This is a genomic window from Niallia sp. NCCP-28, assembly GCF_023168165.1.
In the GTDB taxonomy this organism is placed as follows: Bacteria; Bacillota; Bacilli; order Bacillales; family Cytobacillaceae; genus Niallia.
The window spans coordinates 687,347-704,527 of record NZ_BQYJ01000001.1 but is presented as its reverse complement, the minus strand read 5'-3'; the positions used below and the strand labels follow the sequence as shown (position 1 = coordinate 704,527).

The following is a 17,181-nucleotide window of genomic DNA, read 5'->3' as shown; positions in this document are numbered from 1 at the left end:
TTTTTGCTGAAGGAGGAAAAAGCATGAAAGGATTTACTTTACGCGCAGCAGGAATTGCCCTCGTAATGTTTTTATGTGTGCTATTTGGCATGCAGCAGGCAAATAATGGCATAAGAAGTATGAAAGGATATGATGATGAAAAGTTTGCAAATGCCCTTGGTTTTCAAAAAAATGATGGCAATTTAGAAGCATCTGTACTTGGTCAGGATGTTACCAGCCACGATTTGCAAAAAAAGAAACAGCAACTAGAAGAACTGAAAGCATATAATTTATTTTCCAGTATGGGGAAAGGCGTAGCTGATGGAATGAATTCACTGGTTCAAAAGGGAGTGGATATTGCTGCTGATTTGATGGATAAAAAGGAGTAGCCGGCCATTTTTTATTTTAGCCATTTTCTAAAAGGTTGTTGCTTTTAAAAGAATCTGAAAAGCAGTTCAGAAGTGCGGAGAATCCTAAATACATGTAGACTTCTGGGGGATTAGTGAGACAGATTTTGGCACCTTGCAGGAGCAAAGCAGCTCGACGTTCGTCTCTCGGAAAGCGAAGCGTATTCAGGTTATGTGTTAAATAACAACCTGAATACGAATATACCCTTGTTTTGTTGAATAGTTTGATTAGAAATAGGGCTGTTTGCGTATTTATTTAGTAGCCTAGATTAGTTTTGATTGAATCTTATTAATCACACTGCTATAATCAAAAATAGTGTACATGTGCGATTATTGTAGGAGTGAACAAGATGAACAGAGACGAAATGCTAAAAAGACAATCTAAAATCCGGAATTTTTCCATTATTGCTCATATAGATCATGGTAAATCTACTTTGGCTGATAGAATATTAGAAAAAACCAATGCACTTACAGCAAGGGAGATGAAAGATCAGCTGCTTGATTCCATGGATTTAGAGAGGGAACGTGGAATTACGATAAAGCTGAATTCCGTACAGTTAAAATATCAAGCAAAAGACGGAGAAATCTATACATTACATTTAATTGATACTCCTGGACATGTTGATTTTACATATGAGGTATCTCGTAGTTTAGCTGCATGCGAAGGAGCTGTTTTAGTAGTAGATGCAGCGCAAGGAATTGAAGCACAAACATTGGCCAATGTTTATTTGGCGATTGATAATGATTTGGAAATTGTTCCAGTCATCAATAAGATTGATTTGCCAAGCGCTGATCCAGAACGTGTCCGCAATGAAATTGAGGATGTAATCGGACTGGATGCACAAGATGCAGTATTGGCTTCTGCAAAAGCTGGAATAGGAATTGAAGACATCTTAGAACAGATTGTTGAAAAGGTACCTGCACCAGAAGGAGATCCTGAAGCTCCTCTTAAAGCGCTTATTTTTGACAGTTTATATGATGCCTACCGTGGGGTTGTAACATATATTCGTGTTGTAGATGGTACAGTCAAACTGGGCGATAAAATTAAAATGATGGCAACAGGCAAAGAGTTCGAAGTAATTGAAGTAGGGGTGTTTACACCAAAATCAACTCCAACAAAGGAATTATCTGTAGGAGATGTAGGGTACTTGACTGCGGCTATTAAAAATGTTGGGGATACTCGTGTTGGGGATACCATTACAAATGCCAAAAATGGGGCAACTGAAGCACTGCCTGGATATAGAAAATTAAATCCGATGGTTTACTGTGGCCTTTACCCAATTGACAGTGCGAAGTTTAATGATCTTCGTGAAGCGCTAGAGAAGCTAGAGCTAAATGATTCTGCTCTTCAATTTGAACCAGAAACATCTCAAGCGTTAGGTTTTGGATTCCGCTGTGGATTCTTAGGATTGCTTCATATGGAAATTATCCAAGAACGCATTGAGCGTGAATTTAAAATTGATTTAATTACAACAGCACCAAGTGTTATTTATCATGTAGTTATGACAGATGGAACAGAAATCAATGTCGACAACCCATCTGCAATGCCTGATCCGCAGAAGATTGAACGCATTGAAGAACCGTATGTAAAAGCGACGATGATGGCCCCTAATGAATATGTAGGAGCAATTATGGAACTATGCCAATTGAAACGAGGCGTATTCATTGACATGCAATACATGGATGAAACACGTGTGAAAATCGTGTATGAGATTCCTTTATCTGAAATAGTATACGACTTTTTTGATCAATTAAAATCCAATACAAGAGGGTATGCTTCATTTGACTATGAGCTAATTGGCTATCAGCAATCAACTCTTGTAAAAATGGATATTCTATTAAACAGTGAACAAGTGGATGCATTAAGCTTTATTGTTCATAAAGATTTTGCATATGAGCGTGGGAAAGTGATTGTAGAAAAATTGAAAGAGCTTATTCCTCGCCAGCAGTTTGAAGTGCCGATTCAAGCAGCGGTAGGGCAGAAGATTATTGCTCGTTCTACGATAAAAGCGATGAGGAAAAACGTACTTGCTAAATGTTATGGCGGTGATATTTCCCGTAAACGTAAGCTTTTGGAAAAACAAAAAGAAGGTAAAAAGCGAATGAAGCAAGTAGGATCGGTAGAAGTGCCTCAAGAAGCGTTTATGGCTGTGCTGAAAATGGATGACAGCAATACGAAAAAATAATATAAAGAACGAGGTTAGGCTGCTAGTTAGGCGCTAACCTCTTTTCTTATTTGTTTATCTATTTTTTGATGAGACAATAAAAATAGCTAATAAAAATATAATAAAGTTAGTCAATAAAGCAAAAAAGGTTGTGAAGAATTGATAAAAGCCGCGTATATCCATATTCCTTTTTGTGAACATATTTGCCACTATTGTGATTTTAACAAAGTGTTTCTAAAGGGACAGCCTGTGGATCAATATTTAGATGCATTAGAACAAGAGATGAAATTAACGGTGGAACAATATGGAAACATGCCCCTTTCCACTATTTTTGTCGGCGGGGGAACGCCTACAGCACTATCCGTTTCCCAGTTAGAGCGATTATGCGCCATGATAAAAAAGCATTTAGCGATGGAAGAAGAAGTAGAATATACATTTGAAGCAAATCCTGGAGAAATAACAGCAGAAAAATTACAGACTCTGTACAATGGTGGCGTAAATCGTTTGAGCTTTGGCGTTCAATCTTTTCATAATGAACTTTTAGAGAAAATTGGCAGAACGCATAAAGCAGAGGATGTTTTCCGTTCTATTGAAGATGCAAAAAAAGTTGGCTTTACAAATATCAGCGTTGATTTAATCTATAGTTTGCCAGGTCAAACGATAGAAAATTTTAAAGACACATTAACAACGGCATTCACCTTAGATATTGAGCATTTTTCTGGATATTCCTTGATTATCGAACCTAAAACTGTTTTTTATAATTTAAGAAGAAAAGGCAAACTTCCTGTACCAGGGGAAGATGCAGAAGCAGCAATGTATGCATTGCTGATGGAAGAAATGGCCAAAAATGGCTATAAGCAATATGAAATCAGCAACTTTGCTAAACCGGGCTTCGAAAGTAAACATAATCTAACCTATTGGAATAATAAAGAGTATTTTGGTTTTGGAGCAGGCGCACATGGATATGTATCAGGGAAAAGGGTTTCTAATTTTGGACCTTTAAAAAAATATATGGAGCCTCTTGCACAAAAAAGGCTTCCTGTTATCGAAGAACATCCTGTGACAAAAGTGGAAATGATGGAAGAAGAATTATTTTTGGGCTTGCGGAAAAATGCAGGGGTAAACCTGACATTATTTGGACAAAAATATAATCAAGAAGTTCTTGAACTTTTTCATGCTGAAATAGAAGAATTGATGAAAAGAGAGTTAATTGTCATAAATGATCGTTTCTTGCAATTAACAGACAAAGGGCGCTTTTTAGGGAATGAAGTATTTCAATCTTTTATCGGGACGCTCTCTGAAGGAAAGTGAAGATGGCAAAACGTCTATGAAAGGGTAAAGTTTTGCGCCGAAAAATAATAAGTTTATAATTTTTCTGTTAGAAAAAGAAGCAAATTATTGACATAGTCCCTGTATATTTGATAATTTATAAATAGATTTAGCACTCGTTAAGAGAGAGTGCTAACAGAGGTGATGAATGTGCTAACACATCGTCAATTATTAATTTTACAAGTGATTATTGATGATTTTATATCGACCGCACAACCTGTTGGCTCAAGAAGTTTGTCGAAGAAAGAAGAAATAACTTTCAGTTCGGCGACTATCCGCAATGAAATGGCTGATCTGGAAGAGTCGGGATATTTAGAAAAAACACACTCTTCTTCGGGTAGGGTTCCATCGGAAAAGGGATATCGTTTTTATGTGGATCATTTATTGTCGCCACAAAAGCTTAATAAGACAGATATAATAAAGATTAATTCGGTTTTTGCCGAAAAAATATATGAATTAGAAAAAATTGTGCAAAGATCAGCAAAAATATTGTCGGATTTAACCAACTATACTACTATAGTTCTGGGGCCAGCTGTAAAAGAAAATAAGCTGAGAAGAATTCAGATTGTTCCTTTAAACAAACATACTGCGACCGCTATTATTGTTACAGATACTGGCCATGTCGAAAATAGAATGTTTCAATTGCCTGAATCTGTTGATGCAAGCGAAATAGAAAAAGTGGTTAATATATTAAATGCAAGGCTGCTAGGAGTTTCTCTTGATAAATTGCATAATAAAATATATAAAGAAGTGGCATCAATATTAAGGCAGCATATTAGCCACTATGATTACTTTATCAAATCCTTGTCAGAGACAGTGAAAATTGACAGCCATGAAAAATTATTTTTTGGCGGCAAAACAAATATTCTGAGTCAGCCAGAGTTTCATGATATTGAAAAAATCAGAAACCTTCTTAACATGATAGATACAGAAGAGGGAATCCATGATCTGATTCGCAATACTTCAGCAGAAATCAGCATTAAAATTGGCACAGAGAATAAAAATAGTGCCATGGATAATTGCAGTGTCATTTCTGCGTCTTATAGCATCGGCAATGAGCAATTAGGATCTATCGCTATTTTAGGGCCGACCAGAATGGAGTATTCCCGTGTGATCAGTCTTTTGCAATTTTTATCGCAGGACTTAACAAAAGTTTTGACAAAGCTGTATCAAAAATAAAACATGCTTTAAAATAATAAAGCTGTTCTTATGATTTTTTTGAAGTCTCCCTTTTGTGAATTTTTTGCAAAGAAGCAAGAAGGGAGACAGTATTAATAAGCGTTGCATTTAAGGGAGGTGAACATTTTGGGAGAAGAAAAAACAACACAGAATGAAGAATTAGAACAAAATGCTAGTGACCTGCAGGAAGAAGTAGTAGAAGAAGTGTTTGAAGAAGTGCAAGCAGAATCCTCTGGCGAAGAAAACTTAAAAGCAGCAGAAGTAAAAATCGCTGACTTAGAAGCTAAATTAGAAAACGAAGCAAATAGATATCTTCGTCTTCAAGCTGATTTTGATAATTCCCGTCGCAGAGCAAGACTGGATTTAGAAGCGGCGCAAACATATAGAGCTCAAAGTTTAGTTATGGATTTACTGCCAGCGATCGATAATTTCGAAAGAGCATTGAAAATGGAAGCAACCCAAGAACAGGCCCAAAGTTTATATACTGGGATGGAAATGGTGTACCGCGGTTTATTGGAAGCTCTTAAAAAAGAAGGCGTAGAAGCGATTGAGTCCGTTGGTTCAGAGTTTGATCCACATCTTCATCAAGCAGTAATGCAAGTAGAAGTAGAAGGAACAGAACCTAATACTGTAATAGAAGAGTTTCAAAAAGGGTATAAGCTAAAAGATAGAGTAATTCGACCAGCAATGGTAAAAGTAAGTCAATAAAAGCACTACATAAAAAAATTGGAGGGATATTCCATGAGCAAAATTATTGGGATCGATTTAGGTACAACAAACTCATGTGTTGCTGTACTAGAAGGTGGAGAACCAAAAGTTATTCCAAATCCAGAAGGAAACCGCACTGCTCCATCTGTTGTAGCATTTAAAAATGGAGAAAGACAAGTAGGGGAAGTGGCGAAGCGCCAATCTATTACAAATCCAAATACGATTATGTCTATCAAACGTCATATGGGAACAGACTACAAAGTAGAAGTGGAAGGCAAAAACTATTCTCCACAAGAGATTTCAGCTATTATTCTTCAGTACTTAAAAGGTTATGCAGAAGAATACTTAGGAGAAAAAGTAACAAAAGCAGTTATCACAGTTCCTGCTTACTTTAATGATGCAGAGCGCCAAGCGACTAAAGATGCTGGTAAAATTGCTGGTTTAGAAGTAGAGCGTATTATTAATGAACCTACAGCTGCAGCACTTGCATATGGTCTTGATAAAACAGATGAAGATCAAACAATTCTTGTTTATGACCTTGGCGGCGGTACATTTGACGTTTCTATTCTAGAACTTGGCGATGGAGTATTCGAAGTTAAATCTACTGCTGGCGACAATCGTCTTGGCGGAGATGACTTTGACCAAGTAATCATCGACTATTTAGTAGATCAATTTAAAAAAGAAAATGGCATTGACTTAAGCAAAGATAAAATGGCGCTTCAACGCTTAAAAGATGCAGCTGAAAAAGCGAAAAAAGATTTATCAGGTGTTGCATCTACACAAATTTCTTTACCATTTATCACTGCTGGAGAAGCTGGACCGCTTCATTTGGAAGTAACTCTTTCAAGAGCAAAATTCGAAGAAATTTCAGCTGACTTAGTAGAGCGCACTATGGGTCCTACTCGTCAAGCATTAAAAGATGCGGGCTTAAGCACTTCTGAAATTGATAAAGTTATCTTAGTTGGTGGATCTACTCGGATCCCTGCGGTACAAGAAGCGATCAAAAAAGAAATCGGCAAAGAGCCTCATAGAGGTGTAAACCCAGATGAAGTGGTGGCAATGGGTGCTGCGATTCAAGGTGGAGTTATCACTGGTGATGTAAAAGACGTTGTATTGCTTGACGTAACACCACTTTCTTTAGGTATTGAAACAATGGGTGGAGTATTTACAAAATTAATTGACCGTAATACAACAATCCCAACATCGAAATCACAAGTATTCTCAACTGCTGCAGATAGCCAAACAGCTGTTGATATCCATGTGCTTCAAGGGGAACGCCCGATGGCAGCAGACAACAAAACATTAGGCAGATTCCAATTAGCAGACATTCCGCCAGCACCACGCGGAATCCCGCAAATTGAAGTATCATTTGATATTGATAAAAATGGTATCGTAAATGTTCGTGCTAAAGATCTTGGCACAAACAAAGAACAAACTATTACAATTAAATCTTCTACTGGATTATCTGATGAAGAAATCGATAAAATGGTAAGAGAAGCAGAAGAAAATGCAGAAGCAGATAAATTGCGTAAAGAAGAAGTAGAACTTCGCAATGAAGCAGATCAATTAGTTTTCACTACGGAAAAAACGTTAAAAGATTTGGAAGGCAAAGTAGATGAAAGTGAAGTTGCAAAAGCAAACGAAGCAAAAGAGGCATTAAAAGCAGCGATTGAGAAAAATGAATTAGAAGAAATTCGTACTGCAAAAGATGCATTGCAAGAAATCGTGCAAAATCTTTCCATGAAACTTTACGAAGAAGCTGCAAAACAAGCACAAGCTGCACAAGGGGCAGAAGGCCAATCTACTGGCAAAGATGACAATGTGGTAGATGCAGAATTCGAAGAAGTAAAAGACGATAAATAAGTATAAGAGAGTCTAAAAAGTCAAAGTCAGGTTATTCTTGGCTTTGGCTTTTTCTCTTGCTGCACTGTAAGAGAAGTTTGATAAAAAATGCGTAAACTATTGTACTTTAGTATAGCGAAATGATACAATAGCATCTATGTGAAAAGAATCGGGGAGTGGTAATCATGAACAAACGAGATTACTATGAGGTCCTTGGAGTAAGTAACTCGGCCTCTAAGGATGAAATCAAAAAGGCATATCGAAAGCTTTCAAAAAAGTACCATCCAGATATTAATAAAGAAGCAGATGCAGATGAAAAATTCAAAGAAGTAAAAGAAGCGTATGAAGTGTTAAGTGATGATCAAAAACGTGCTCATTATGACCAATTTGGCCATACAGATCCGAATCAAGGGTTTGGAGGAGGAGCAGGAGACTTTGGCGGCTTTGGCGGTTTTGAAGATATCTTCAACAGCTTTTTTGGCGGTGGCGGAGGCGGCAGAAGACGTGATCCGAATGCACCAAGACAGGGAGCGGATCTCCAATATACCATGACTCTTTCTTTTGAAGAAGCTGCATTTGGCAAAGAAACAGAAATTGAAATACCAAGGGAAGAAACTTGTGAAACCTGCAGCGGCTCTGGTGCAAAGCCAGGAACAAAACCTGTCACTTGTAAGCATTGTAGTGGAACTGGTCAAATCAACGTGGAACAAAACACACCATTTGGCCGCATTGTGAATAGAAGAACATGTAACCATTGCAGCGGTACAGGCAAGGAAATTAAGCATAAATGTTCAACATGCGGCGGTACAGGCAAAGTGAAAAAACGCCGCAAAATTTCTGTTAAGATTCCAGCTGGTATCGATGATGGCCAACAATTGCGTGTAAGCGGCCAAGGGGAGCCAGGCGTAAATGGGGGACCAGCCGGGGATTTATATGTTGTATTCCATGTTCGAGCACATGAATTTTTCGAACGTGATGGAGAAGATGTTTATTGCGAAATGCCGATTACATTTGTTCAAGCAGCACTTGGAGACGAAGTAGAGGTTCCGACTCTTCACGGCAAGATTAAGCTGAAAGTGCCAGCTGGAACACAAACGGGAACAAAATTCCGCCTGAGGGGCAAAGGAATACCGAATGTACGGGGATATGGCGTTGGAGATCAGCATGTGATTGTGCGCTTAATTACTCCAACGAAATTAACAGATAAACAGAAACAAGTATTGCAAGAATTTGCAGAAGTAACTGGAGATTCTCCAAGAGGAGAAGAAGAAGAAGGATTTTTCTCAAAAGTAAAAAGAGCCTTTAAAGGTGAATAATGAAGATGGAGTTGGTAGATATGAAATGGTCAGAAATCAGTATTCATACAACAAATGAAGCTATTGAACCTATTTCTAATATTTTGCATGAAGCAGGAGCAAGCGGAGTAGTTATTGAAGATCCTTTTGAATTAAGTAAAGAAAGAGAAGACCGTTTCGGCGAAATCTACCAATTAAATCCTGATGATTATCCTGAAGAAGGCGTCATAGTAAAAGCTTATTTGCCTATTAATAGTTTTCTTGGAGAAACGGTCGAGGAAATTAAAGAAGCAATCAATAATCTTGTATTATTTAATATTGATATTGGATTAAATAAAGTTTCTATTATGGAAGTAAATGAGGAAGAATGGGCTACTGCTTGGAAAAAATATTATCACCCTGTTAAAATCTCTGAAAAATTTACGATTGTGCCAACATGGGAAGATTATAAGCCTGTTAACAGCGATGAATTAATCATTGAACTAGATCCTGGAATGGCTTTTGGCACAGGAACACATCCTACAACAGTATTATGTATTCAAGCTTTGGAAAGAATAGTAGAAAAAGGCGATGCAGTGATTGATGTTGGCACAGGTTCAGGCGTTTTAAGCATCGCTGCAGCAATGCTTAAAGCAAAATCTGTGTTGGCACTTGATTTAGATGAAGTAGCAGTAAATTCAGCAAAACTAAATCTAGAATTAAATAAAGTGCAGGAAGTGGCATCAGTTAAGCAAAATAATCTTTTAAATGGCATTAAAGAACAGGCAGATGTAATTGTCGCAAATATTTTGGCTGAAATTATTGTTCGGTTTACAGATGATGTGCATCGCTTATTAAATAAAGACGGTTATTTTATTGCTTCTGGCATTATTTCCCAGAGAAAAGAAGAAGTAAAAGATGCAATAGTAGCATCTGGCCTAGAAATTGTGGAAACTGTCCAAATGGAAGACTGGGTAAGCATTACCGCTAAAAAAATTCATTAATAAATGTGCAGGAGTTTTGGTTGTCTATTTTAGACGGACAAAACTCCTCTGCTAATTATTAGAACTTGAAGCATATGTTAAAATGAAGGCAGGTTTTTTTATTGCAGAGGTATTTTGCAGAAAATGTAGAAGATATTTTTTTTATTGAAGAGGAAGATTTTCATCATATAACAAGAGTTATGCGCATGAAGCTTGGTGATGAACTGTATTGTGTAAATCATCAAGAGCAAGCTGCTCGCTGTTCTATAGAAAAAATTACCGAAAACCAAGTTATTGCTAAAGTGGTACAATGGATAGAAGAAAAGAGAGAACTTCCGGTTTCTATTTCGATTGTGAGCGGACTGCCGAAAGGGGATAAGCTGGAATGGATTATACAAAAAGGTACAGAACTAGGAGCATCTAAGTTTATCCCTTTTATTGCAGCTCGCTCCGTTGTTAAATGGGATGAGAAAAAGTCTGATAAAAAACTTGTCCGATGGAATAAAATTGCCAAGGAAGCAGCAGAACAATCCCATCGGAATAGAACGCCTAAAGTAATGTCTCCAGTAAAACTCAAAGGATTACTAGAGCTTGGAAATGACTATGACCTTAAACTAATTGCTTATGAAGAAGAAGCTAAAGCAGGCGAAAGTTCAATTTTAGCAGAAAACTTAAAAAAGCTTGAGTGCGGCAAATCGATATTAGTTGTGTTTGGCCCAGAAGGCGGTTTAGCGGAAGAGGAAGTAACAGCATTAAAAGAAAATGGTTTTCAAACATGCGGGTTGGGGCCAAGAATTTTAAGAACGGAAACAGCACCCCTTTATTTATTATCTGCTGTTTCCTACCATTATGAATTATTGAGGTGACGAAAAATGCCAACAGTTGCATTTCACACATTAGGCTGTAAAGTAAATCATTATGAAACAGAAGCTATATGGCAGCTTTTTAAAGAACAAGGGTATGAACGGGTAGAGTATGAAAATATGTCAGATGTATATGTTATCAATACATGTACAGTAACTAATACAGGTGATAAAAAAAGCCGTCAAGTAATTCGACGTGCTGTCCGCAAAAACCCTAATGCGGTAATTTGTGTAACGGGATGTTATGCACAAACATCACCAGCAGAAATTATGGCTATTCCTGGGGTAGATATTGTTGTCGGCACACAAGACCGTATAAAAATGCTTGAATATATAAAGCAGTATAAAGAAGAAAGACAGCCGATAAATGCAGTGGGAAATATCATGAAAAATCGTGTATACGAAGAATTAGATGTTCCTGCATTTACTGATCGAACAAGAGCCTCTTTAAAGATTCAAGAAGGGTGCAATAATTTCTGCACATTTTGTATTATTCCATGGGCAAGAGGTTTAATGCGTTCTCGAGATCCAAAAGAAGTAATCAGACAAGCGCAGCAATTAGTGGATGCTGGCTACAAAGAAATTGTTTTAACCGGAATTCACACTGGCGGCTACGGGGAAGATATGAAGGATTATAACTTGGCTGCTCTTCTTCGTGAATTAGAAGCAAAGGTAAAAGGAGTAAAGCGTCTCCGAATTTCTTCTATTGAAGCAAGTCAGATTACGGATGAGGTAATTGCAGTATTGGATCAGTCCAATATTGTTGTAAATCATCTTCATATTCCTATTCAATCAGGCTCTAATACTGTGTTAAAGCGGATGAGAAGGAAATATACCATGGAATTTTTCGCAGAGCGGATTACACGCTTAAAAAAAGCATTGCCTGGACTTGCCATCACATCAGATGTAATTGTTGGTTTCCCAGGAGAAACAGAAGAAGAATTTATGGAAACTTATAATTTTATCAAAGAACATAAATTTTCAGAACTGCATGTATTCCCGTATTCAAAACGTACCGGAACTCCTGCAGCCCGCATGGAAGATCAAATTGATGAGGAAATTAAAAATGAACGAGTACATCGTTTAATTGCATTATCTGATCAATTAGCAAAAGAATATGCTTCCAACTATGAAGGAGAAGTAGTGGAAGTGATTCCGGAAGAAGTATATAAAGACAATGGAAATGGCGAACTATATGTTGGATATACAGATAACTATCTTAAAGTTGTTTTTCCAGCAACAGAAGAAATGGTTGGCCAAATTGTAAAAGTGAAAATTACAAAAGCTGGTTATCCTGTAAATGAAGGACAGTTTGTTCGTGTTATGGATACAGTTGAGCAGAAACAAGCAATAGGCTAAATAGAAGCACCCTGTTATCTTATTCTTATACTATTATTGTAATATAATAGGTGAAAGGTTGCAGGGGGCTTTTTTATGATTAAAATAGCCTGTGAATATAGGGTGGTACATATTGGTTAAAGGAGAATAAGAAAATGAATAAAATTGCTGGAATGATTGATCATACATTATTAAAACCAGAAGCAATAAAACAACAAATTATTTCATTATGTGAAGAAGCAAAAGAATATTCATTTGCATCTGTATGTGTAAATCCAATATGGGTAAAAACAGCAAGTGGATTATTGGCAGGCACAACAGTAAAAGTTTGTACCGTAATCGGATTTCCTTTAGGTGCAACCACAAGTGCCACAAAAGCGTTTGAAACAAAAGATGCAATTGAAAATGGCGCAACGGAAGTAGACATGGTCATTAACATTGGTGCATTAAAAGATGGCAACTTGGAGTTAGTAAAAGGGGATATTAAAGCAGTGGCAGATGCAGCAGGAAATAAAGCTTTAACAAAAGTTATTATTGAAACAAGCCTTTTAACAGATGAAGAAAAAGAAACGGCATGTCGTTTAGCTGTAGAAGCAGGAGCTGACTTTGTTAAAACATCTACGGGATTTTCAACTGGCGGAGCAACTGCTCCAGATATTCAATTAATGAGAAAAACAGTTGGCCCAGATATTGGCGTAAAAGCTTCAGGTGGAGTAAGAAGCAGTGAGGACACACAAAAATTGGTAGAAGCTGGAGCGACAAGAATCGGAGCAAGCTCAGGCGTTGCCATTGTTAATGGTTTAACAAGCACGTCAGATTACTAAAAAAAGCCCTGAAATTAGGGCTTTTTTCTTTTATCTTGATTAATTTTGTTTTAAAAAGATGGACGAGGGGTATAATTTTTAACAGTTAAAAAGATAAAGTGCAACTTCAATCAGCGGGGGTTTCTCCATCCCCTGCTGATTATCAGTTGAACGCCAATTGGATTTATACGGGCAATTTCCCCTTACCTAGATTCCTCGTTTCCTGAGGTAAGGATTTTACTTCCCATTAATACAGGATAAAGGAGAGCATAAGATGAAAAAAATATGGATGAATTTTTCAATTATTACGGCACTCGCTTTAGGATTAGCCGCTTGCAGTCAAAATGATACTAATCAAGAATCAGCAAATAATGCAACTACTAATAATGAAAGCGAGTCATTAGCTAAAGCAAATTTAAAGGTCAATATAGAAGATGCAGTGAAAACATTTCAAGATAAATATCCAGATGCTGCTATTACTGAAATGTCATTAGATAACGACTTTGGAAAATGGCATTATGAAGTAGAGGGAGTGGATGAACAAAATCAATATGAAGTAGAAATAGACGGGGATAATGGAGACTTGAATGTAAAAGAAGAAGAGAAGTTAGATGCAGACGATGCAAATGGAGTTAAAAAAGAAAAAGAAGCACTAAATTTGGACAATTTAATTACACAAGAAAAATTACTTGCTATTGTAAATGATGCACAAAAAGGCGCCATTACACAATGGAGCTTAGAGAAAGCGTCAACCGCTACTTATTTTGATGTATCGGTAGAAGAACAGATGAAAGAATATGAAGTCAGCGTTGATGCACAAACTGGCAAAATTTTAGAACAAAAACAAGATGACTAAACTCCCAGAAAGTTTTTAGCGAAAAACTGCAGACGTCTGAGAAAGACTGTCTGCAGTTTTTTTATAAAGCTAATGGCTATTTAGGAGGGCTCGAGCGAAAAAAGGTCATTTATGAATTTTCATAATAAGATGTCCGAATTTTTCCGCAAATGGCAGTACAAGAAAGGATGATAATACATTAAAGATAAGACTTGCATGAGCGAGCTGCACATCTTTATCTGCTGTCATAGCTGAGACAAATAGCTTTAATTCATCAATCAATGGATAAAAAAGAATCACTCCGCCGATATTTAGCCAAATATGTGCATAGGCGCATAATTTGGCTTCTTTTTCTCCTCCGATTGAGGCTAAATAAGAAGTAATGCATGTCCCGATATTAGAACCTAGCATAACAGCAATAGCAGTTTCAACAGGGAGCATTCCTGCCGATAAAAACCCCATAATAATCCCAATTGTTGCGGTGCTGGATTGGATAAGCGCAGTAAGGAGAATACCAGCTAATAATGCAAAAAAAGTATGGTCTGCCATATATAATAAAAAATGTTTGATTTCAGGATTTTCCTGCAGAATGCTGGCAAAGTATTTAAAACCTCTCATTGCAGTGAAGACAGTAGCAATTCCAAATAAAATAAATCCAAGGCTGCGCCATTTTTTATTAGGCATCAGAATAAAAAAAACACCTGTTATTGCAAGAGGCAAAAGAATATGGTCTATATTAAAAGTAATAAATTCAGTCGTAAAAGTCGTGCCGATATTTGTACCTAAAATAATTCCGATTGATTGAGGAAAAGTTAATGCCCGTGCAGCAATAAGACCAATCGTAAGCACCATTACTGCTGAACTGCTTTGAAGCAATGCTGTAATAATAATAGAGATAATAAATCCTTTCCATGGTTTGTCTGTTAATTTCTCCAGCCAAACTTTTAAATTATAGGAAGATAAATTAAAAAGGCCTGTCCTGAGGATGGTCATGCCAAAAATAAAAAGAATGATAAAGACAATAAATAATCCGATATAAATCATTTGTACCCACTCCTTCATAAGAACTATATGCAGATTATGTATAGGACATGTTTAAAAACAAGGAAGGAATTTAGAGGAAATAAAAGAAAAATTGCATAAATATATATTTAAATGTTTAGCTTTTTTTAGATATGGAAAAATATAATTTAGGAAGGAAATAGTTATTTTACACATTTCTTTGCCATTTTTTAAAAATTTTTTTAAAAGTAATACAAGTACTGTGCTAAATACAGTTGACCTTGTATCGTTGTTTATATTATAATGTCAAGGTACATGGAAAACATGTTGATGTTAGTGTGTTGTGTTCGGAGGGAGGGAAAGAGAATGTCTAAAACCGTCGTTCGTAAAAACGAATCGCTTGAAGATGCTCTTCGTCGCTTCAAACGTTCAGTATCAAAAACTGGTACTTTGCAGGAAGCTAGAAAGCGCGAATTCTACGAAAAACCTAGTGTTAAACGTAAGAAAAAATCAGAAGCAGCAAGAAAACGTAAGTTCTAAGAGAGGGTGTATTAATTGAGTCTTCTCGAACGTTTAAATACCGATATGAAGCAAGCGATGAAAAACAAAGAAAAAGATAAACTGACTGTTATTAGAATGTTAAAAGCTGCCTTGCAAAATGAGAGCATTAAACTTGGCGGTGAACTTTCTGAAGAAGCAGAGTTATCTGTCCTTTCTCGCGAAGTAAAACAACGCAAGGACTCCCTCCATGAGTTTGAAAAAGCAAGTCGAAATGATCTTGTTGACAAAGTACGTGCGGAGTTAAAGCATGTTGAAATATATATGCCTAAACAGCTTTCTGAAGAAGAGTTAGCGGCAATAGTAAGTGAAGCAATTGCTGAAACTGGCGCATCTTCTAAGAAGGATATGGGAAAAGTGATGGCTGCTTTAATGCCAAAGGTTAAAGGTAAAGCAGATGGTTCACTAGTAAATAAACTTGTACAACAACACCTTTCATAAATTAATACTGTTTTAAAGGCTACAGTTTTTACTGTAGCCTTTTTACATGAAATAAACATAGAGAAATAGAAAGAATATAAAAAAATGAAACCTTTTCATTTTTTTATCGTAAATATACATATAAATAGCTAAAAAAGAAAGGAGGGAAATATTGATCCGGAAAACATTTTGGTTTGTTTGTTTATTTTTAGGTTTTCTTTTTTCTATCATTCCTGGATTAACTGCTGCAAAAGAGCAGATTGTATATGTTGTTCCAATAAAAGATACGGTTGAAAAGGGATTAAATGAATTTCTGGATCGAGCCATTTCAACAGCAGAAAAAGATCGTGCAGCAGCTATTATATTTGAAATTGATACACCTGGTGGAGCTGTAGACGCAGCAGCAAAGATTGGAAAAAGAATTTCGGAATCATCTGTTAAAACAGTGAGTTATATTAATCAAGATGCCATTTCGGCAGGTTCCTTTATCGCATTAAATACAGATGAAATATATATGCAGGAAGGAAGCAGAATGGGAGCGGCGGGAGTGATTGATGGTGCAGGTAACGCTGCAGATGAAAAAGCTCAATCTTATTGGATTTCAGCTATGAGAGGAGCGGCTGAAAAACACGGCAGAGATCCTATTTATGCGATGGCGATGGCGGATAAATCCATTTCTTTACCGAAACTCGGGGCTCCGGCGGGGAAATTTCTTACATTAACCTCTACACAAAGTCTCGAAGTTGGATACTCAGAAGGAACGGTGCATAATTTTCAGGAAGTGCTAGAAAAACTGAATTTAGAAAATGCCGAAATAAAAGAAGTAAAAGAAGGTTTTGCCGATAAAGTAGCTCGATTTGTAACAAATCCTTATGTTGTTCCATTGTTGTTGTCCATCGGTAGCATAGGCTTAATTGTTGAATTATATTCACCTGGATTAGGGCTTGCAGGGTTTGCTGGGATTAGCTCTTTGCTATTATTTTTTTATGGACATCTAGTCTCTGGATTGACTGGATATGAATCCATTATTTTATTTGTCATTGGGTTAGGTTTAATTATACTGGAGTTTTTTATAGCAGGAGGACTTGCCGGTATTTTAGGCAGTATTGCCATCATCGCTAGTTTGTTCCTCGCAAGCAGTAATGTTGTTCATATGGGGATAAGCATATTGATTGCAATAGTTACATCCATTCTTGCAGCTATTATTATGGTAAAGGTGTTGGGCAGAAAAATGAAGTTCTTTAAAAAAATGATACTAACCGATTCAACAAGTACAGAAAGCGGCTATGTTTCTAATAAAACGAGAATTGATTTAGTTGGAAAAGTTGGAATCACAATAACAGCTCTGCGCCCTGCTGGAACTGTTGAGCTTGAGGGTGAGCGGATAGATGTGGTGAGTGAAGGGAATTTTATTGAAAAAGATAAAAAAGTAAAAATAATAAAAGCAGAAGGATCAAAAATTGTAGTGCGCAGCCTAAAAGAGGATGAGCAATAAG

General features: G+C 36.7%; 16 protein-coding genes. 15 read left to right on the top strand and 1 reads right to left on the bottom strand.

Features of this window, described 5'->3' with window-relative positions:
* Positions 1–23: 23 nt before the first annotated feature.
* From NCCP28_RS03590 to NCCP28_RS03535, 12 genes are all read left to right on the top strand, one after another.
* Positions 24–368, top strand: a complete 345-nt coding sequence (locus NCCP28_RS03590) for a DUF3679 domain-containing protein (RefSeq protein ID WP_248560011.1) — start codon at positions 24–26, stop codon at positions 366–368.
* A 368-nt stretch (positions 369–736) separates the two neighbouring features.
* Positions 737–2,572 carry a translation elongation factor 4 gene (lepA, locus tag NCCP28_RS03585; RefSeq protein ID WP_248560010.1) on the top strand — a complete coding sequence of 612 codons (1,836 nt, stop codon included), beginning with the start codon at positions 737–739 and terminating at the stop codon, positions 2,570–2,572.
* 138 nt (positions 2,573–2,710) lie between these two features.
* Positions 2,711–3,862 (top strand): radical SAM family heme chaperone HemW, encoded by a 1,152-nt coding sequence (hemW, locus tag NCCP28_RS03580; protein ID WP_248560009.1) that lies wholly within the window; start codon positions 2,711–2,713, stop codon positions 3,860–3,862.
* Between the two features lie 168 nt (positions 3,863–4,030).
* Positions 4,031–5,059: a heat-inducible transcriptional repressor HrcA gene (gene hrcA / locus NCCP28_RS03575; protein ID WP_248560290.1), complete on the top strand. Its 1,029-nt coding sequence runs from the start codon at positions 4,031–4,033 to the stop codon at positions 5,057–5,059.
* Between the two features lie 126 nt (positions 5,060–5,185).
* Entirely contained in the window at positions 5,186–5,767 is a 582-nt protein-coding gene (gene grpE, locus NCCP28_RS03570; protein ID WP_282579520.1) for a nucleotide exchange factor GrpE, read from the top strand.
* 33 nt (positions 5,768–5,800) lie between these two features.
* Positions 5,801–7,630 (top strand): molecular chaperone DnaK, encoded by a 1,830-nt coding sequence (gene dnaK / locus NCCP28_RS03565; protein ID WP_248560008.1) that lies wholly within the window; start codon positions 5,801–5,803, stop codon positions 7,628–7,630.
* A 164-nt stretch (positions 7,631–7,794) separates the two neighbouring features.
* On the top strand, positions 7,795–8,925 hold the full coding sequence (gene dnaJ / locus NCCP28_RS03560) for a molecular chaperone DnaJ (protein WP_248560007.1): 1,131 nt from the start codon (positions 7,795–7,797) through the stop codon (positions 8,923–8,925).
* A 20-nt stretch (positions 8,926–8,945) separates the two neighbouring features.
* On the top strand, positions 8,946–9,887 hold the full coding sequence (gene prmA, locus NCCP28_RS03555) for a 50S ribosomal protein L11 methyltransferase (protein ID WP_248560288.1): 942 nt from the start codon (positions 8,946–8,948) through the stop codon (positions 9,885–9,887).
* A 101-nt stretch (positions 9,888–9,988) separates the two neighbouring features.
* Positions 9,989–10,732: a 16S rRNA (uracil(1498)-N(3))-methyltransferase gene (locus NCCP28_RS03550; protein ID WP_248560006.1), complete on the top strand. Its 744-nt coding sequence runs from the start codon at positions 9,989–9,991 to the stop codon at positions 10,730–10,732.
* 6 nt (positions 10,733–10,738) lie between these two features.
* Positions 10,739–12,088: a tRNA (N(6)-L-threonylcarbamoyladenosine(37)-C(2))-methylthiotransferase MtaB gene (gene mtaB, locus NCCP28_RS03545; RefSeq protein WP_248560005.1), complete on the top strand. Its 1,350-nt coding sequence runs from the start codon at positions 10,739–10,741 to the stop codon at positions 12,086–12,088.
* 134 nt (positions 12,089–12,222) lie between these two features.
* Positions 12,223–12,891: a deoxyribose-phosphate aldolase gene (deoC, locus tag NCCP28_RS03540; protein ID WP_248560004.1), complete on the top strand. Its 669-nt coding sequence runs from the start codon at positions 12,223–12,225 to the stop codon at positions 12,889–12,891.
* 253 nt (positions 12,892–13,144) lie between these two features.
* Positions 13,145–13,726: a PepSY domain-containing protein gene (locus tag NCCP28_RS03535; RefSeq protein ID WP_248560003.1), complete on the top strand. Its 582-nt coding sequence runs from the start codon at positions 13,145–13,147 to the stop codon at positions 13,724–13,726.
* A gap of 105 nt (positions 13,727–13,831) precedes the next feature.
* On the opposite strand, the gene NCCP28_RS03530 is transcribed toward NCCP28_RS03535, so the two are convergent.
* Positions 13,832–14,749: a Na/Pi symporter gene (locus NCCP28_RS03530; protein ID WP_248560002.1), complete on the bottom strand. Its 918-nt coding sequence runs from the start codon at positions 14,747–14,749 to the stop codon at positions 13,832–13,834.
* A gap of 324 nt (positions 14,750–15,073) precedes the next feature.
* Between NCCP28_RS03530 and rpsU the strand changes: the two genes are divergently transcribed.
* The 3 genes from rpsU (at position 15,074) to NCCP28_RS03515 (ending at position 17,180) form a co-directional block, all read left to right on the top strand.
* Positions 15,074–15,247 (top strand): 30S ribosomal protein S21, encoded by a 174-nt coding sequence (rpsU, locus tag NCCP28_RS03525; RefSeq protein ID WP_003152957.1) that lies wholly within the window; start codon positions 15,074–15,076, stop codon positions 15,245–15,247.
* A 15-nt stretch (positions 15,248–15,262) separates the two neighbouring features.
* On the top strand, positions 15,263–15,706 hold the full coding sequence (locus NCCP28_RS03520; protein ID WP_248560001.1) for a GatB/YqeY domain-containing protein: 444 nt from the start codon (positions 15,263–15,265) through the stop codon (positions 15,704–15,706).
* Positions 15,707–15,857: 151 nt separating this feature from the next.
* On the top strand, positions 15,858–17,180 hold the full coding sequence (locus NCCP28_RS03515; protein ID WP_309296611.1) for an NfeD family protein: 1,323 nt from the start codon (positions 15,858–15,860) through the stop codon (positions 17,178–17,180).
* Position 17,181: the final 1 nt, after the last annotated feature.